The organism is Nitrospirota bacterium, assembly GCA_035516965.1.
Taxonomy (GTDB): domain Bacteria; phylum Nitrospirota; class UBA9217; order UBA9217; family UBA9217; genus MHEA01.
The window spans coordinates 18,493-35,168 of sequence record DATIZR010000080.1; the positions used below are offsets into that span (position 1 = coordinate 18,493).

The window sequence follows — 16,676 nt, forward strand, 5'->3', positions numbered from 1 at the left end:
GTTATCCTCCTACCTTTTCTACGACTCTTTTGACCATTTCGTCGTATTTCGCGTTTGCCCACCAGATGTAGATCCCGGTGAATACCCATGACAGCAGGATCGTCCCGACCGCGATCGGTATCCCGATCGTCGCCGCGCCGCCTTCACTCATCTTCTGCGAGAGAAAGCCCTTGCCTTCCGCGACGAGGTAGATGAACCCGAAATACAGCACCAGCTCCAGGATCGTCAGAATGAGCGAGATGGTGTCCTTCTGGCCGGTCAACCGCATGAAATCCGGGTCATTCAAGATGTCTTCTTTCTTCACCTTAGCCATGTTTCTTCCTCCCTTGCTAATAGAATGAGCATCACGATCTAAAAATTGCCGAATTCGTTCGTCAGTCTGAAGTTATCACCCCCCTTGAATGGCGTTCCTAATTGCAAAAGATCATCAATGTCAACGGCCCCGGACTCTGCTGCGAGCGGCAGGAACCGCTGAAAGAGCTGGGCCGTCGTAAAGGCGTCCATCATGGCGTTGTGAGCGTTGCCGACCGGGACGTCGAAGCATTTCGCCAGGTCATACAGCCGGTATCCGGCGAGCGGTGTGGCAAAACACTCGCGGGACTTGCTCCGCTTCCGCAGCCACTCGTACATGCTGAAGGTATCCACGGCCGGATTGGCCAGCTCTCTCCCGAGCGTCCTTTTCATCTCCCGGTTCAGAAAGGCAAGGTCTATGGAGATGAAATGGCCGACCAGGACATCGCTGCCGCAGAACTCGAGAAAAGCCCCCAGCGCAGCGTCGATGGCCGGCTGCGCCTCCAGGTCCGACGGGGTAATTTCATGAATGACCACGCTGTCGGACGTCAGCTTGCTTCCCGGGCTGACCAGTTGGTGGAACGCAGTGCCCAGTTCAATGACCCCGCCGGTCATGCGGACCGCGCCGAGTGAAACGATGGCGTCCCTTTTCTCATCCAGGCCGGTCAGCTCCGTGTCGATTACCACATAGCGGGACTCGGCGATCGCGGCATGCAGATCGATCCCGGGGAACTTCCGTTTCCTTCCGAATATGCTGAACAATGAAGAACCCCATTAGAAACCCGAGGCATCAACGGAGCAGCATCACGTTGTTCACCCTACGCTTCACCCCATGGGGGCTCACGTTACCAGATCAGCGACTTGTACCGCTCGATGATCGTGTCCTGGATCTTCGCGACCAGCTGGAACGCCTCCTTGATCGACCGTTTTTCCAGGTTGCTCAGCCGGTTCGGGTTGATGAAGTTGTCCGGCGTCTCGCCCGAGCTGATCTGAGCGTACTGATGATGGATGCGGAGCAGCATGATGAACTCGAAGGCCTGCTCGAGATCATCGGCATATTCCTGGACAATGGTGTGCTTCGTGCGCAGGACCTCGAGCCGCTCCAGCGTCGAGGTCTCGCGCACCCCGCGCTCAAGCGCAAAAAGCCTCAGAATGTCCACCAGCGGCGCGATGCCCTTGATCTTCAGGTTCAGCTCGTCCTTGTGCTCGCCGCCCTTCTCCACCACGAAGGACTTGAGGAAGCCGATGGGCGGCGAGTTCTTGATCGCCATGTTGGCGAGGTAGCCGAGGAACACCTTCTGGTCCTGCAGCACGGCATGCAGGTGGTCCCGCAGCTGCTCTGCCAAAAGCGCGTCACCGCACATGGGACGGAAGTCGAAAAAGGCCACGGAGTTGAGGACCGCCTCCGCCGTCGGCGTCGCGACCCAGGTCGAAAAATATTTTTTCCACGTCCTGACCGGCTGGTTCCACTGCGGGTTACTGGCCATGTAGTTGGCGGGGCACGGAGGGAACCCGCACTGCAGCAGTCCGTCGCGCACCTGCCCGGCAAAGGACGCGAAGTATTTCCGGGCCGTCTCGGCCTCGGCTTCCGTCGTCGGGTCGGCGTAGACTAGGGCGTTGTCCTGGTCGGTCTTGAACGTCTGCTCCTTGCGGCCCTCGCTCCCGAACACGATCCAGCAGAACGCGAGCGGCGGTCTCCCCATCTTCCGTTCGACGACCTCGATCACCTTGCGGACCAGCCGGTCATTGATCTCGGTGATCACCTTGGTGATATTGCTGGCCTTGCCGCCCTCCTTGAGCAGGAGTCCGACAATATTATTGATCTTCTTCGAGACCGGGACCAGCCCCTCGATGGTCTGCTGGCTCTCGATGTCCTTCGTGAGCGACAGCGGCGAGGTGCCCTGCAGGAGCATCAGGTCATGGTTCGTGACCACGCCGAAAAGCCTGCCGTCCTTGATGACCATGATGTGATGGATGTTGTACTTGAGCATCCGGAGAACGGCCTCGAAGCAGTAGTCGCGGGCATCGACGCGGATGAGGGTCGTCGTCATGATGCCCTTGACCGGCTCCTGTACGCTGCGGCCGCGGGCGACGACTTTTTCCCGGAGATCGCGGTCCGTTACGATGCCGGCGGGCAGATCGTTCCGGTCCACGATGATGAGAGAGCTGATACGGTTCTCGGTCATGATCTGGGCCGCTTCCCGGATCGGGGTGTCCTCTCCGGTCGAGACCACGTCCTTGATGGCCATGTCCCCGACCCGTGTCGTGAACAGCAGCCGGTCGCTCCCGCCGTAGAACATGCTTTTGTCCTGCATCTCCCGGTAGGTCCGGTCGATGTACTTCGTGATGTGCGACTTCAGGAAATATTCGGTAAAAACGAGGTTCGAGTCCAGGAGCTTCAGGACCATCTCCTGGCCGAGGAGATAACAGATCGTGTCTTCCACTGCCACGACATTGGAGCGGATGCGGTCCTTCCCGACCATGGACAGGAAGCCGAAGGTGTCTCCCTCCCCGCGGTAGTCGATGACCACCTCGTCGCCGTCCTCGGAGGTCATCGAGACCTTGACGCCGCCCTTCTTGATGATCCGGAGAGAATCGCTCGGCAGACCATCCTGTTTCAGGATCACCATGCCGCGCGGGTAGAACTCCATGGACAGGTTCCTGGCGACAGCCTGCAGGTTCTCTTCTTCAAGGAACTGGAAGGGAGGCACCTTACCGAGGAAGGCGATCACGTCTTCCATGATCAAATTGTGGTTGTTCGGCTTCACTGCCTGCTTCATGTATTCAGAATTAGCAAGATAAATACCAAGTTGCTAAAAAAACAGGCATCCCCGGCCAGAAGAGGGGCGGTTTGCGGAGTACAGGGACCGCTGAGCACAGGTATGAAACTCTGATAGAGGATCGCGGTCATCGAGGGCAGCCGACAAGGCCGGCACGTGACTTCATAAGTCTTGTTATTTCAATATTGTTTTGCCCTCTTTGTTGATGGAACCATTTAAGCGTCACAAAAGCACGGGATTTATGAAATCAGAATTTACAAAAAACTAAAGCTGCAGATATATACTTGAAAGAAATAAATTTCCTCCTCTCAGCCAAAGCGCAGCGTTCCTTATGCTATTTCTTTTCCGCATTGTAACCGACGGTAATCAGGCGTGTTACATGAAGATACTAAAAGTAACTATGATAAGATTCCAAATGGAGGAGAGATAGCCGCAGGCCATTGGTTATAGAAGGGTTACCATGCGTGCCTAAATGATGTGATAGAGGGGAGCAAGTTCGCAGAAGCTTGTCCGCCCGCTGCACCGAAGCCCGGCAATTCGCCTCTATCGCTGTGATCAACACCGCGGAGGATGCGGGGACTGCGGTCAGAGTTCCTGTCAGCCCGGAGCAGAATACCCCGAATGCGGCGGGGCAGTCACAGCGGTCACTGCGCGCCACGGTTCTTGAGAAGGGTTTCGATCTCCGCGATTTGTTCATTGAACATGCGGCACTCCCGCTCGAACTCTTCCTGCAGGTTCTGCGCTTTTTCCGCCCCGATGTGGACCGAGGTCTTGACGAACGTGAAGGTGTGCATGTCTTCCAGGTCGCAGAGATTGTCCTTGAGCTTCCTGAGTTCCGCTTCCAACTCTGCAGTCGTCCGTGTATCGAATGACTTATCCATGTCACGACTATAACCCTGATTTTCCTCTCCGTCAACAGAAGCGGGAGGGGGACGAGGACGCCCTCAGGTTCTGCCGCTCATGCATGCTTGAGCCGGAGCTATTTTCTTATTGACAATAAAGGACAATTTTATTATCTTTGAACTCCAAATCGAATTCCAGGAGGACACTTCGAACCATGTACATCGACCAGCCCTTGAGGCATTTTACGGACAAATTGGCGAGCAAGTCGCCCGAACCCGGCGGAGGCAGCGTGGCCGCGCTCACAGGCGCGCTTGGCGCCGCCCTCGTCAGCATGGTGGCCAACCTCACTCTCGGCAAGGAGAAATACAAGGACGTACAGCCCCGGATCGAAGCGCTGCTGAAAGAATCGGAAATGGTCAGGACCGGGATGCAGGACTTCATCCAGAAAGACACCGAGGCATACGGCGCCCTGTCCGAGGTGTATAAGATGCCGAAGAACACCGATGCGGAAAAGGCGGCCCGCGCGGTGAAGATGCAGGAAGCGCTCAAGAAAGCATGCCAGGTGCCCTTCGAGATCGGGCTCAAGGCGCTCGACGTGGCGAAACTGGCGGAACGTGCCGCGGATATCGGGAATGTGGGGGCCGTGAGCGACGCGGGCGTCGCGGTGCTCCTGGCCCAGGCCTGCGCCCAGAGCGCCGCGCTGAACGTGAAGATCAACGTGAACAGCATCAGGGACGATGCGTACAACAAAGAGACCTGGACGCGAATGCAGGACGTGCTCAGGCAGGTGGCCGCGCTCGAAAAGAGCGTAATGGAAACGACCTATCGGAAGATGGGTTAGGGCAATTGCGGCTTGTGGATTTCAGAGCGCGATATGAAAAATCGTCATTCCTGCGGAAGCAGGAACCTGGCATTTTCTGGGCGATCTCTGCGTCCTCTGCGGTAAATTCTTCTTAATAAGGGAGTCATTCATGCCGGCAAAACTGTTGACGGGAAAAGAAGTTGCACAGAAGATGGACCAGGACATCCAGAAGGAGGTCCAGGAGCTCAAGGCGAAGGGCGTCAATCCCGCGCTCAAGATCATGATCGTGGGCGACGCGGCGGATTCGCTGGCATACGCGAACAGCGCCAAGAAGATGGCCGAGAAGAACGGCATCGCCTGCGACATCGAGCAGCTGCCGGGCACGACGAGCCAGGACGGATTCGTGGGCGTCCTGAAACAGAGGAACGCGGACCGGAACATCCACGGCATCATCGTGATGAGGCCGTTCCCGAAGCAGATCAGGGAGGATGTGGTGAAGTACATCCTCTCGCCCGAAAAGGACGTGGACTGCTTCAACCCGGTCAATGCCGGCAAGATCATGGCAGGAGACATGACCGGCTTCCCGCCTGCCACACCCCAGGCGGTGATGGAGATCCTCCGCTTCTACCAGGTGCCGATGAGCGGCAGGGAGGCCGTGGTCATCGGCCGCTCCATGGTCGTGGGCAAGCCCCTGTCGATGCTGCTCCTCGGCGAGAACGCCACCGTGACCGTATGCCACTCGAAGACGCAGGACCTGCCCGGCGTTTGCCGGAGGGCGGACATTCTCGTGGCGGCCATCGGCAAGGCGAAAATGATAACGCCGGACTTTATCAAGCCCGGCGCGACCGTCATGGACGTGGGTATCAATGTGGAAGGCGACAAGCTCTTCGGCGATGTGGACACCGAGCCGGCAAAGGACGTGGCCGGAGCCATCACTCCCGTTCCCGGCGGGGTCGGCACCGTCACGACGCGCGTGCTGCTAAAGCATGTGGTGAAGGCCGCCAGGCTTCAGAATCCCTGACCTGACCGTACCTGTACCCTTCTCTCACGAAGAAACGCTCCCGGTCGTTTTGGGGGCGTTTCTCATTGTTCAATCCCCATCCGGCGATCGGCGGCCCGTAATCTCATTTCCCTCCACCACGTTGCCGACGACCCTGACCAGCTCGGCGATCCGGTAGGGCTTCTGTACGAAGCCGGCCGATCCCTGCTTCAGGAGCTCGTCGGCGTCCCGCTCATGGCTGTAGCCGCTTGACGCGATCACCTTCACCGCGGGATCGATCTCGCGGAGGCGGCGGAAAACTGCCCTGCCGTCCATGCCGGGCATGACCATGTCCAGGATCACCACGGCGATCTCCTGCGCCCGACTTTCATACATGCTGACAGCCTCGTCGCCCGAAGCCGCGGTCAGGACATGGTAACCATAGCGCCGCAGGATCTCTCTGGCAAGGTCCGTGATCGACGGCTCGTCGTCCACGACCAGCACGGTCTCGGTCCCCCTCCGCAGGTCGCCGATCTCTTTTTTCCCCGGTCGCGGCTCTCCCGCTGTGCTGGCGGGCAGATACACCAGAAAATCCGAGCCCGCGCCCGGTTCGCTGCGGACCTGGATGAACCCATTGTGCTTCCTGACGATGCCATAGGCAAGCGACAGCCCGAGGCCCGTCCCCCTGCTCTTCGTCGTAAAGAAGGGATCGAAGATGTGATCCCTCGTCTTTCGGTCCATGCCGACGCCGGTGTCGGACACCGTGACCAGCACGTAGTCGCCGGGAGTAGCCTCGACGTAGGACTGAACGTCCCTGACGTTGAGATGCTCGTTCCTTGTCGTGATCGTGAGCGTACCGCCATCGGGCATCGCGTCGCGGCCGTTGATGCACATGTTCAGGACCGCCTGCTGGATCTGGCCCGCGTCGCACAGCGCCGGGCGGAGGTCCTCGGAGGCCCTTACCTCGATGGCAATGTTCTTGCCGATGGTCCGGGAAAGGAGCGTCGCCACCTCGCGCACGACCGTGTTGACGTCATTCGGCCTCGGGTCATATTTCCCCCCCTTCGCGAAGGCGAGCAGCTGCTGGGTGAGCTCCGACGCGCGGAGCGACGCCGTTTCGATGATGGAAACATGCTCGTGCACGGGGTCGCCCTCGGGCAGGTCCGCTTTTGCCAGCGACGCATACCCGAGGATGGACGCCAGGAGGTTGTTGAAGTCGTGGGCGATGCCGCTCGCGAGCGTGCCGAGCGCTTCGAGCTTCTGCGACTGGAAGAGCTGCCCCTGGAGCTTTCTCTTTTCCTCGTCAGCTTGCCTGCGGTCCGTGATGTCGCGGATCACGGAGCGGCTCTTCACGAACCGCCCCTCCGCGTCCACGATGGCGGTGGCAGTCATCGTCACGGGCAGCAGCGACCCGTCCTTCCTCGCCATGGTGAGCTCGATGTTCGTGATCCGGCCCGATTGCTTGAATTCCGGGAACAGCTTGAGGCATATCGCGGCGCTCTCCTTTGACAGCAGGTCCTCGATGAACAGCTTTCCCACGACGTCCTCGCGGCTGTACCCGAGCATGTTCAGGAACGTCTGGTTGACCTCGACGATGAGACCGTTCCCCGCGAGGGAATAGTAGCCGTCGGGCGCGTTGTCGTAGAGATCGCGGTACTTCTCCTCGGATTCCTTCAGCTGCTGCTCGAGCAGCACGCGGTCCGTAACGTCGTTCAGGGTCTCGATCGCCCTGACGACTCTGCCGGCTCCGTCCAGGATGGGATAAGCGTGGCACTCGACATAGACGTTCCGGTCCTGGTCGTCATAGTGCGTATGGAGCGCCTGCGACGCCGCGCCCGTCTCGAACACGGCCTTGACCGGGCAATCGTGGCCCTGCCCGCTGCAGGGAGCGCTGAAGCGGTGGGAAACCTCAAAGCAGTGCCTGCCGACCACATCATTCGCCTTTTTCCCGACCTGTTCAAGGTAGCCCTTGTTCGCGATCAGGATGCGGTACTCCCGGTCCACGACCACCACGCCCGCGCCGATGCCCTCCAGGACGCTTGCGAGGAATTCCGCCGACCGGCGGGTCGCCTCCTGCAGATGGCGCTCCTCCGTTACGTCGCGTATCACTTCGATCATCCTGATCACCCTGCCGTCCTGATCGCGGACCGGCGATGCGGTCAGTTCGCAGATGATCTCCTTGTTGTCCCGGGTGAAGTGACGGTGGGTCGCGGTGATCGCTCTCCCCGATGCAAACACTTCGTGATGCTGGCATTGCCCGTCGGGCAGCCGGCAGGGAAAGCATTCGTGGTGGAGGACGGTGAAGCAGTTTTTTCCGATCAGGTCCTCGCGGGTGGCGCCCTGCATGGCGAGAAACGAATCATTTACCATGGCGATGGTACGGTCGCCGTCGATGATCATGATCGGGTCGAGGATGCTGTTGATGAGGTCCTGGGTATACTGGTCGCTGAACACTGGGAGCAGATCCTTAGGATGTATTCTCCGCCGCCTCCCGCCTGCTGCCGGGGACGGCAACAAGATTCTTGCATCCGCGTAGAGGAGGCACGGTAACACAATTTGCCCTGTTCTTCAAGAACATTTTGGGCCGTCGCCGCATCCCTGAGAGCGATGCTGACCGCCGGGGGGGTCAAGGGCGGTTCGGCCCTTGACAAAGAACGGGGCGTGGTTGGACGTAAAGACGGGCGGGTCGTTCCTCAGGATGGACGCCACCGCCGGATGCCGTCTGAATTCGCTTTCGAGGAACTGCCTCACCTGCTTCCGGCCCCATCCCGCCGGATGCCGGAAATCCGTATAGAGAGAAAGGTCCCCGTCCGAGAAGGGCGCTGTCTCGTACTGTGCCGCTTCGGCGCTGCCCGCGGGCATATTGAAGACGGCAAGGTTCAGGAAGGTGATCCCTGCCCGGTGACGGACAACGAACTCAAGGGTCCTCCGGGCTGCAGGTTCCGTTTCCGCAGGCGTGCCGAACAGAAGATAGGCGTACGTCGCGATCCCGGCTGCACGGAGGTTCTGCAGGACGCGCGACGCCGTTCCGAGGTCGATGCCTTTTTTCATCCTGTCGAGCACCTGCTGGTCGCCCGATTCCAGCCCCAGTTTCAGCATCCCGCAGCCCGAGCTCTTCAGGGACCTGCAAAAATCAGGGTCCGCGAGATCGCTCCCGATCCGCGCGAATGCATACCAGGGTACGCCGCGGCGCGTTTCCGCCAGCGCCCGCAGGAGCGCGGGACTGACCGCGTTATCGAGGAGATGAACCATGACCGGGTCCGTGTGCGCGAGCAGGATATCGAGCTGGGCAGAGACCGCGTCAGGTGAAAGAGGTATGTACGGATTGCCCTCAGCCGGCTCGGGGCAGAAGGAACAGCGGTTCCAGTAGCAACCCGCTGCGGCGGAAAAGGGCAGGACGAAACCCGGAGAAAGGTATTCCCGCACCGGCAGGGACCCATACTCCGGCGTGAAGAGGCTGCCGTGGCTGGCGTCGACGCCGAACAATTTGAGCAGGGCCGTCTCTCCGGGTCCTGCGATGAGATGGTCCACGAGACCAACAAAGGGGTTTTGCCAGCCCGGCCTTTTCATCCAGGAGGTGATGAGCCCGCCGCCTAGGACGATCCTCGCGTTGGGGACCTCCTTCCTGAGAAAGCCGATCATCGCGAACGTGCAGAGTGCCTGGCTCAGATAATTCAGGGAAAACCCTATCACCGGCCTGGAGCCTTCCCCCTGCTGCTGGCCGGGTCCGGCACGATGCTGTGCCGATTCACTGTCCGCAATGGCCTCTGGCAGCCGCTTCCGAAAATAGGGATAAAAGATGTTCCGCTCCGGATGCTCCGCAGCAACTAGCAGGTCACTGCTCCGTATTGGCGACAGGCGCTCGTCCTGATAGTCGGCCAGGCCGACCACCACCCCCTTGCCGGCGCCGGCAAGAGCAAGGACGCGATTGACATCGCTGACCGCCCGCGCATAGCGGTCGCGGGAGCGATAGGTTTGCGGGTCCCTGAGCGCGTCAACATTCCTTGACACCTGTTTCATCGCGCGGCGGGCCCAGGTATCGGACGCCGTCTTGGGCTGCTGCAAAAGCCACAGGAGACCTTCGAGGTTTGCGTCGAGAAGCTCGCAGGGAATGCCGTTCTGTCTCACGGCGCCGGCCAGCTTCGCAATGCCTGCCGGAGGCTCGCCGGGTTTCGCGGTGGGGGGAAAAACAAGAAGCATGGCACATTATGCCGGAGAAGCGGGGAAAATAGCAAGACCTCCTGCACAAATCACCCCCGGCGGCAAAGGGTTTGGCGAATTATGGTATAGTATACGGGACAAAGGGCAATGCGGAACGGCCGGATGACACTGAGGATCGTGAGGACTACCCAGATGATGACACTGCATTTCACCAGAACGAACGGGCCCGTTGACGAGGCCATCGAAAGGCTGATCAGCGCTGCGGGAGGCATCGACAGCCCCGAGTATGTCCGCGAGATGATCCTTGCGGCGCTTAAGGCGGGCCAGGAGGCAGAAGGGGATACGGCGGGCCTGAAGCTCATGAACAGCACGCTGAAGGAGATGCGGTTCACCGCAAAGGTCTTCGCCCCCTACCAGGCCACGCGCAAGGTCACCGTCTTCGGGTCGGCTCGCGTTGCCCCCGGGGAGCCGACGTACGAGATGGCCAGGCTCTTCGGGCAAAAACTGGCGGAAGCCGGCTACATGGTGATCACCGGCGGAGGCGCGGGCATCATGCAGGCGGCCCATGAAGGCGCCGGCCCGGAGTACTCCTTCGGCGTGAACATCCGGCTGCCCTTCGAACAGAGGCCCAACCCCGTCATCGAGGGCAACCCCCGCCTCATCACCTACAAGTATTTTTTCAACCGGAAGGTCGCGTTCCTTAAGGAGGCCGATGCGGTCGCCCTGTTCCCCGGCGGCTTCGGTACGCTCGACGAGGCCATGGAAACGCTCACGCTCGTGCAGACGGGCAAGCGCAATCCCCTGCCGCTGGTGCTCGTGGACGATCCCGGCGGCACCTACTGGTCTCAGCTGTTCAAGTTCATGAATGAGGAGCTGCTTTCGCGGGGATATGTGAGTCCCACGGATTTTTCGCTGTTCGAACAGGTCTGCTCTGTGGACGAAGCGATCGGGAAGATCATGGGTTTTTACCGGCGGTATCACAGCCTGCGGTATGTGGATGGAAAGCTGGTCATCCGGCTCGCGTCGGCGCTCGACGTTTCTACGGTCCAGGGGCTCAGGGAGCGGTTCCGGGATATTCTGCTGCCGGGGGGTGATATCGCTCCGTCGGTTGCGCTTCCGGCGGAGGTCGAGGACAATGATTTCATCGAACTGCCGAGGCTGGTTGTCGATTTCGACCGGCGGGACTTCGGCCGGCTCAAGAGCCTGATCGATGCAGTGAACGAACTTTCCTGATCAGGTCACCCTGGCATCCCGGAACGGCAATCAGCGGAAGGAGTGCGAGAACGGTCTCGTCGGGGATGCCGTGCTCAAACCGTCAATGGCACCCCGCACAGGACGAGGACGAGCATCCCCCGCATCCCGTGCCGCCCGAAGAGCTTGACGACGATGCGCTCGAGGATTTCCCCATCCCGAAGCGTGACATGAGCTTCTCTGCCTCGGGGGAGCCGCATTTTTCGCAGACGACCTCGGGGTTCGACCCGAAGACCAGCTTCTCGAAATCAGCGCCGCATGCGCTGCAGTGATATTCATAGATCGGCATTTTTAAACCTCGACTGGGAGACAGGGTGACAGGTCAAAAACCTGTGTAGTTCTTTCCTGCGTCTCCGTGTCCCCTGTCAGCTCTTCTTTTCCAGCTTCTTCCAGTCCGACAGGAACTTCCCGATCCCGATGTCCGTGAGCGGATGCTTCACGAGCTGATCGATCACGCTGAAGGGGATCGTGGCGATATGGGCGCCTGCCACGGCCGCGTCCACCACATGGAGCGGGTTCCTTATGCTGGCCACGATCACCTCGGTGCCATAGCCGAAATTCTCGTAGATAGCGAGGATCTGCCGGACAAGGTCCATGCCGTAGTGGCTGATGTCGTCGAGCCTGCCGACAAAGGGGCTGACGTAGGCGGCCCCCACCTTTGCCGCGAGCAGGGCCTGGGAGGGAGAGAACACCAGGGTCATGTTCACCCTGATGCCTTTTTGCGCCAGCAGCCTGGTCGCCTTGAGCCCTTCTTTCGTCATCGGCAGCTTCACGATGATGTTCTTGTGGATCGCCGCCAGTTCCACGCCTTCGGCCACCATCTTGTCAGCCTCGAGACTGACGGCCTCGGCGCTGATCGGACCGTCAACGATCGAGCAGATCTCGGCGATCACCTGCTTGAAGTCCCTGCCCTCCTTCGCGATGAGCGACGGGTTCGTGGTCACTCCATCGACCACGCCGAGGCTGGCGGCCTCGCGGATCTCTTTCACGTTCGCAGTATCGATAAAAAATTTCATGCTTTTCCCTTTCCGTTCCGGTGCTCCCCTGAAATCACGCAGGCCTGAGCCCGCCTCCGCTCCTCACTCGTCACTCCGAACTTGCAAGCGCCTCCTCGATCACCTGGACCGTATGAAGGACCGCGATGTCCGATCCGGCGCGCCTGAGCCCGTCGGCGATCTGCATGCGGCAGCCGGGGCACCCCGTGACCACTGCGTCCGCCCTCGTCGCGATGATGTCTCCGGCCTTCGCATCGGCGATGCCGTCGGAGATGCCGTGGTGCGTCAGCCGCATCACGCCGCCGAACCCGCAGCAGCGGTCCGGGTTCCTCATCTCGACGAGCCTGATCCCCGGGATGCTGCGCAGCAGCTCCCTTGCCGTCTTCGCAAGCCCCAGCCCTCTGCCCAGATGGCACGAGTCATGCCAGGTGATGGTCCTGTTCACGGGGCCTGCCGCGAAGCGTCCCCGCTGCGCGGCAAGGAAGCCATGCAGGTCCAGCACCAGGGGTACCGTTGCAGCGGGCCCGAGCAGTTTAGGGTATTCACGGGTAAAAGTCAAGGCGCAAGAGGCGCATGCCGTCACGATCGCGTCCGCCCGGACGGCCGCCAGCAGCGCGGCGTTCTTCGCCGCCAGTTCCCCGGCGGCCTTCCGGTCTCCCAGGGACAGCAGGGGCCTTCCGCAGCATTGCAGCCCGTCAGGAATGATTACCTGGTAGCCGATCCTGCTGAGGATACTGACCGCGGATTGCCCGAGGCCGGGCTGATGGTAATTGATCGCGCAGCCCGAAAAAAAAACGACCCTGCCTTTTCGTTCGCGTTCCTCCGCATCGGTCGATGCCTGAACTATGCGCCGGGGACGCGTTTGCTGTGGCCCTCCCCTGACTGACGCGACGCGGTAATGCAGCATGAGCGGCGCCAGACAGGCGGATGCGCGCAGGGCGTCCTCATTGCTCAGGATCCGGGTCAGCAGCGACTTCACGATGCCGGGCCCTCGTTCGTCCACGGCCTGCTCCCGGGCTGCCTGGATGATCGTCGTGACGGGGACCCCGCTCGGGCATGCGTCCTCACAGGCAAGGCAGCCCGTGCAGGTCTCCAGGCGGTCCCCGTAGACTTTTGAGACCGGCAGCCGTCCCTCGAGCACGGCACTGATCATCGCCATCCGGCCCCGCGGCGACCGGGACTCCTCCCGGTTCGCCAGGAAGGAGGGGCAGACCGCGCTGCACGATCCGCATCTGACACAGCGTGAAAGGTCCTGCCGGTGCCTGTCGAGGACTTGGCGCGAAGAGCCAGGTGCGTGTGGTTTGTTTCTCATGGCAGGATGGTCACGGGTGTGCCTAGGGACAGGACACTGTAGATCTCATCGACATCGGCGTTGTCGATCGCGATGCAGCCGTCGGTCCAGTTCATACCCGTCGAGAACCGGGGGGCGACAGCGCTGTCGAGGAGGCGTCCGTGGATGCCGATAGCGCCGCCGAGCCTGGTATCCCAGGGAGGCGGCTGCCGTTCCTCCTGCGCCTTCTTGATCAGGCGGTATTGCAGCGCAGTGATGAGCCCCTCCTGCAGGCCATGCTCGGCGTGTGACAGCCCCGGATAACTGAGGCCGATAAACTTGTAGAACCGCTTGCTGGGGTTCATGGTGCAGACGAAAAAATCTCCCTCCGGCGTGCGTTTGTCGCCGGCCTGACGCTTGTCCCCGTCCTGGAAGCCCTTGCCGAAGACCGCGCGATAGGTCTTGATTGGCCGGTCCCCCTTGTACAGCGTCAGGGTATATTGCGACTTCCAGATGACGATCCGGAGCGCCCCCGAGAGCGAGGAAACGAGGGAGGCAAAATTGGACGGCCGCGCCGCCGGCGCGTCAGGAGCCGGGGAAAGACAGCTGAGCAGCAGGAGCGAAAGGAGAAGCCTGAGGGAAAAGAGGATTTTTCTGCCGAGCCTTGCCATTGCCTGGTTCCGTCGATTATCCGCGGTGCGCCTCTTCATACCGCTGGGCGCATTCCTCGCTGCAAAAGAAGTGGATGGACTTTCCGATACGCCGGGTGACCGCCCGGTCCTTGATCACATAGGTCCTGCATTCCGGGTCCATGACCATGTCTTCACCCTGCTGCCGCTGCCCCGTCCGGCTGTTCTCCTCGTGATAGGCGATGAATGCCGAACGGAAGACCGCCTTGAGGGCGTAATAGACCAGGATTAAGGTGATAAGGATCAACAGTCCGCGCATCAGGGATGTCCCTTCTTCAGGGTTTTCCTGAATGTCATGATGTTGGCGCGCATATAGTCGGCCTGGGGATGGTTCGGCGCGAGCCGCAGCAGTTCTTCCCAGACGTGGATGGCCACCGGATAATTCTTGAAATCGTAGGCGTAGACGATGCCCATGTAAAAGCGGGCGTTGAGATGCCCGGGCTCGTACTCGAGCGCCTTCCGGTACTCCGCAAGCGCGCGATCGGGCATGCCGAGGCTCCGGTAGGCTACTCCCAGGTCCGTATGCACGTCGGCGTTCCGCGGGTCCAGCTTCAGAGCATGTTCATACTGCCCGATGGCCTCCTGCCATGCACCGCTGTCTGCGTAGGCATTGCCGAGGCCGACGATAGCGGGAAGATTATCGGGATCACCGGACAGGACCCCCCGGTATTCTTCGATCAGTCCGTAGTAGTAGGGTGTTTCGGATTTCGCGCCATGCTCCACGCCGGCCGGGATGTTCGGTTCGTGGCGTTCGTCAGTCCTGGAGCACGCGGTGAGCAGCACGACAACGGCTGCCGCGGCAACTGAGAGGGTTTTCTTCATCACGATATCGCAGGTCTTGCCAGCCGCCGTCCTCCTTGCCCGGCTGCGGCCGAAAGACCGGGGCTGTTCGTCATCGATCAATGCCGGAAGTGCCTCATGCCGGTCATCACCATGGCCAGTCCGTGTTCTTCGGCGGCCCTGATCACGTCCTCGTCCTTGAGGGAGCCGCCGGGCTGGATCACCGCCGTGATCCCCGCTTTCGCGGCCTCGTCAAGCCCGTCACGGAACGGAAAGAATGCGTCCGAAGCCAGCACTGTCCCCGTGAGCGGGGACTGCGCCTTCAGCACGGCAAGGCGGACCGAATCGAGGCGGCTCATCTGGCCCGCGCCGATCCCGACGGTCCTGTCCCTCGTCGTGAACACGATCGCGTTCGACTTCACGTGCTTGCAGACCTTCCAGGCAAAGGCGAGCGCCTGATATTCATCGTCCGTGGGTTTCCGCTTCGTGGCGACGGTAAGCTTCCGGACGTCGTCGATCCCGCCCAGGTCACGGTCCTGGTAGATGAGGCCGCCAACGACCTTCTTCAAGTCCATGCCCTCGGCCTGGCCTTTCACGGACGGCCCTATGTCAAGAAGACGCACGTCCTTTTTCTTCCTGAGCTCCTCGAGCGCATCCGGGGCGAACTCGGGCGCTACCACGACCTCGACAAACGTGGACGTCAGCTCCTTCGCGGTCTCGAAGTCCACCATGTGGTTGAAGGCGATCACGCCGCCGAAGGCCGAGACCGGGTCGCAGTCGCGCGCCCTGCGGTAGGCCTCGGCGGGCGCGGCCCCCGTTGCCGCGCCGCAGGGGTTGTTGTGCTTCACGATCACCGCCGCCGTTCCGTCAAACTCCTTCACGAGCTCCAGCGCACTGTTGGCATCGAGAAAGTTGTTGAAGGACATCTCCTTGCCGTGCAGCTGCCGCGCGCTCGACACGGAAGGCTCCTTCCTGCCGAACTCTCGGTAAAAGGCGCCTTCCTGATGCGGGTTCTCGCCATAGCGGAGGTTCTGCACCTTCTCGAACTGCAGTGTCAGGATGTTCGGGAATCGAGTTTTCTCTTCGGTCGGGACCTGGCTGTCGAGCCACGCGGAGATCGCGCTGTCGTATCTGGCCGTGTGAAGGAAGACCGTACGGCAGAGCTCGAAGCGCGTCCTTGCGGATACCTCGCCGGTCTTCTCGATCTCCGCCAGCACCCTGCCGTAGTCTCGCGGGGAACACACGACGGCGACGTCCGTATAATTCTTGGCAGCGGAGCGCAGCATGGTCGGTCCGCCGATGTCGATGTTCTCGATCGCATCCTCGAGCGTGCACCCCGCTTTCGCAACCGTCTGCTCGAAGGGGTAGAGGTTCACGACCACCAGGTCGATGGGCTGGATGCCGTGCTGCTGCATCTGCCTCGCGTGCTCGGGGTTGTTCCGCCTGCCCAGGATCCCGCCGTGCACCTTGGGGTGCAGGGTCTTGACCCTCCCGTCGAGCATCTCCGGGAAGCCGGTGAACTCCGAGACATCCTTGACCGGGACGCCCGCGTCGCGGAGCAGTTTGGCCGTGCCGCCCGTTGACAGGATCTCGATGCGGAGTTTCGCTATGCCGTTGGCGAACTCGATGATGCCTTCTTTGTGGGAAACACTGATCAGCGCGCGGCTAATTTTGCCCATGGAACTGCCTCCTGATGGGATTGTGGGGCGGGTATGAGCACAAAAATATTAACCGAAACGATGAGCGAAGTCAATGCATTAAAACCCCTTCGAGGACCCCTGAACGCCATTCCACGCTTTTTCGGCCGCTAAAGCGATGCGTCCTTCGAACTGGCA

The 16,676-nt window shown here is 60.8% G+C and carries 16 protein-coding genes; 3 read left to right on the forward strand and 13 right to left on the reverse strand.

From position 1 onward, the window contains the following. Position 1 precedes the first annotated feature (1 nt). The 4 genes from VL197_12220 to VL197_12235 all read right to left on the reverse strand — a co-directional run bounded on the left by VL197_12220 (position 2) and on the right by VL197_12235 (position 3,952). A complete protein-coding gene (locus tag VL197_12220; GenBank protein ID HUJ18745.1) occupies positions 2 to 313 on the reverse strand; it encodes a DUF485 domain-containing protein in 312 nt (103 codons plus the stop codon). Positions 314 to 351: 38 nt separating this feature from the next. After that, positions 352 to 1,053 (reverse strand): 3'-5' exonuclease, encoded by a 702-nt coding sequence (locus VL197_12225; GenBank protein HUJ18746.1) that lies wholly within the window; start codon positions 1,051 to 1,053, stop codon positions 352 to 354. Positions 1,054 to 1,136: 83 nt separating this feature from the next. Beyond that, positions 1,137 to 3,059 (reverse strand): DUF294 nucleotidyltransferase-like domain-containing protein, encoded by a 1,923-nt coding sequence (locus VL197_12230; protein ID HUJ18747.1) that lies wholly within the window; start codon positions 3,057 to 3,059, stop codon positions 1,137 to 1,139. A gap of 656 nt (positions 3,060 to 3,715) precedes the next feature. Beyond that, entirely contained in the window at positions 3,716 to 3,952 is a 237-nt protein-coding gene (locus tag VL197_12235; GenBank protein HUJ18748.1) for a hypothetical protein, read from the reverse strand. Positions 3,953 to 4,128: 176 nt separating this feature from the next. Between VL197_12235 and VL197_12240 the strand changes: the two genes are divergently transcribed. Both VL197_12240 and VL197_12245 read left to right on the forward strand, forming a co-directional pair. After that, entirely contained in the window at positions 4,129 to 4,755 is a 627-nt protein-coding gene (locus VL197_12240; GenBank protein HUJ18749.1) for a cyclodeaminase/cyclohydrolase family protein, read from the forward strand. Positions 4,756 to 4,885: 130 nt separating this feature from the next. Next, complete coding sequence (locus VL197_12245) at positions 4,886 to 5,737, forward strand: tetrahydrofolate dehydrogenase/cyclohydrolase catalytic domain-containing protein (GenBank protein ID HUJ18750.1); 852 nt, start codon at positions 4,886 to 4,888, stop codon at positions 5,735 to 5,737. Between the two features lie 69 nt (positions 5,738 to 5,806). Here VL197_12245 and VL197_12250 read toward each other — a convergent pair whose 3' ends face one another. Then, complete coding sequence (locus tag VL197_12250; GenBank protein HUJ18751.1) at positions 5,807 to 8,149, reverse strand: PAS domain-containing protein; 2,343 nt, start codon at positions 8,147 to 8,149, stop codon at positions 5,807 to 5,809. Positions 8,150 to 8,263: 114 nt separating this feature from the next. Continuing rightward, entirely contained in the window at positions 8,264 to 9,895 is a 1,632-nt protein-coding gene (locus VL197_12255) for a radical SAM protein (GenBank protein ID HUJ18752.1), read from the reverse strand. Between the two features lie 153 nt (positions 9,896 to 10,048). Here VL197_12255 and VL197_12260 point away from each other — a divergent pair, with 153 nt between their 5' ends. After that, positions 10,049 to 11,089 (forward strand): TIGR00730 family Rossman fold protein, encoded by a 1,041-nt coding sequence (locus VL197_12260; GenBank protein HUJ18753.1) that lies wholly within the window; start codon positions 10,049 to 10,051, stop codon positions 11,087 to 11,089. 82 nt (positions 11,090 to 11,171) lie between these two features. Here VL197_12260 and VL197_12265 read toward each other — a convergent pair whose 3' ends face one another. From VL197_12265 to purH, 7 genes are all read right to left on the reverse strand, one after another. After that, positions 11,172 to 11,396, reverse strand: coding sequence for a zinc ribbon domain-containing protein (locus VL197_12265; protein HUJ18754.1), 225 nt, complete (start codon positions 11,394 to 11,396; stop codon positions 11,172 to 11,174). A gap of 76 nt (positions 11,397 to 11,472) precedes the next feature. After that, positions 11,473 to 12,123, reverse strand: a complete 651-nt coding sequence (gene fsa / locus VL197_12270) for a fructose-6-phosphate aldolase (protein ID HUJ18755.1) — start codon at positions 12,121 to 12,123, stop codon at positions 11,473 to 11,475. 70 nt (positions 12,124 to 12,193) lie between these two features. After that, positions 12,194 to 13,414 carry a (Fe-S)-binding protein gene (locus tag VL197_12275; protein HUJ18756.1) on the reverse strand — a complete coding sequence of 407 codons (1,221 nt, stop codon included), beginning with the start codon at positions 13,412 to 13,414 and terminating at the stop codon, positions 12,194 to 12,196. Further along, a complete protein-coding gene (locus VL197_12280; protein ID HUJ18757.1) occupies positions 13,411 to 14,082 on the reverse strand; it encodes a L,D-transpeptidase in 672 nt (223 codons plus the stop codon). Before VL197_12280 ends, VL197_12275 begins: the two co-directional genes overlap by 4 nt. After that, positions 14,060 to 14,320, reverse strand: a complete 261-nt coding sequence (locus VL197_12285; GenBank protein ID HUJ18758.1) for a hypothetical protein — start codon at positions 14,318 to 14,320, stop codon at positions 14,060 to 14,062. The genes VL197_12280 and VL197_12285 overlap by 23 nt, the downstream gene beginning before the upstream one ends. Beyond that, the gene (locus VL197_12290) at positions 14,320 to 14,964 is read right to left on the reverse strand and encodes a tetratricopeptide repeat protein (GenBank protein ID HUJ18759.1); all 645 of its coding nucleotides are present in this window, start codon (positions 14,962 to 14,964) and stop codon (positions 14,320 to 14,322) included. Before VL197_12290 ends, VL197_12285 begins: the two co-directional genes overlap by 1 nt. Further along, positions 14,961 to 16,520, reverse strand: a complete 1,560-nt coding sequence (gene purH / locus VL197_12295) for a bifunctional phosphoribosylaminoimidazolecarboxamide formyltransferase/IMP cyclohydrolase (protein ID HUJ18760.1) — start codon at positions 16,518 to 16,520, stop codon at positions 14,961 to 14,963. The genes VL197_12290 and purH overlap by 4 nt, the downstream gene beginning before the upstream one ends. Positions 16,521 to 16,676: the final 156 nt, after the last annotated feature.

What these genes read in the sequence shown, in the direction of transcription:
- VL197_12220 (HUJ18745.1), bottom strand. Translation starts at nt 313, where the DNA reads ATGGCTAAGGTGAAGAAAGAAGACATCTTGAATGACCCGGATTTCATG.
- VL197_12235 (HUJ18748.1), bottom strand. Translation starts at nt 3,952, where the DNA reads ATGGATAAGTCATTCGATACACGGACGACTGCAGAGTTGGAAGCGGAA.
- VL197_12240 (HUJ18749.1), top strand. Translation starts at nt 4,129, where the DNA reads ATGTACATCGACCAGCCCTTGAGGCATTTTACGGACAAATTGGCGAGC.
- VL197_12245 (HUJ18750.1), top strand. Translation starts at nt 4,886, where the DNA reads ATGCCGGCAAAACTGTTGACGGGAAAAGAAGTTGCACAGAAGATGGAC.
- VL197_12255 (HUJ18752.1), bottom strand. Translation starts at nt 9,895, where the DNA reads ATGCTTCTTGTTTTTCCCCCCACCGCGAAACCCGGCGAGCCTCCGGCA.
- VL197_12260 (HUJ18753.1), top strand. Translation starts at nt 10,049, where the DNA reads ATGATGACACTGCATTTCACCAGAACGAACGGGCCCGTTGACGAGGCC.
- VL197_12265 (HUJ18754.1), bottom strand. Translation starts at nt 11,396, where the DNA reads ATGCCGATCTATGAATATCACTGCAGCGCATGCGGCGCTGATTTCGAG.
- fsa (HUJ18755.1), bottom strand. Translation starts at nt 12,123, where the DNA reads ATGAAATTTTTTATCGATACTGCGAACGTGAAAGAGATCCGCGAGGCC.
- VL197_12275 (HUJ18756.1), bottom strand. Translation starts at nt 13,414, where the DNA reads ATGAGAAACAAACCACACGCACCTGGCTCTTCGCGCCAAGTCCTCGAC.
- VL197_12280 (HUJ18757.1), bottom strand. Translation starts at nt 14,082, where the DNA reads ATGAAGAGGCGCACCGCGGATAATCGACGGAACCAGGCAATGGCAAGG.
- VL197_12285 (HUJ18758.1), bottom strand. Translation starts at nt 14,320, where the DNA reads ATGCGCGGACTGTTGATCCTTATCACCTTAATCCTGGTCTATTACGCC.
- purH (HUJ18760.1), bottom strand. Translation starts at nt 16,520, where the DNA reads ATGGGCAAAATTAGCCGCGCGCTGATCAGTGTTTCCCACAAAGAAGGC.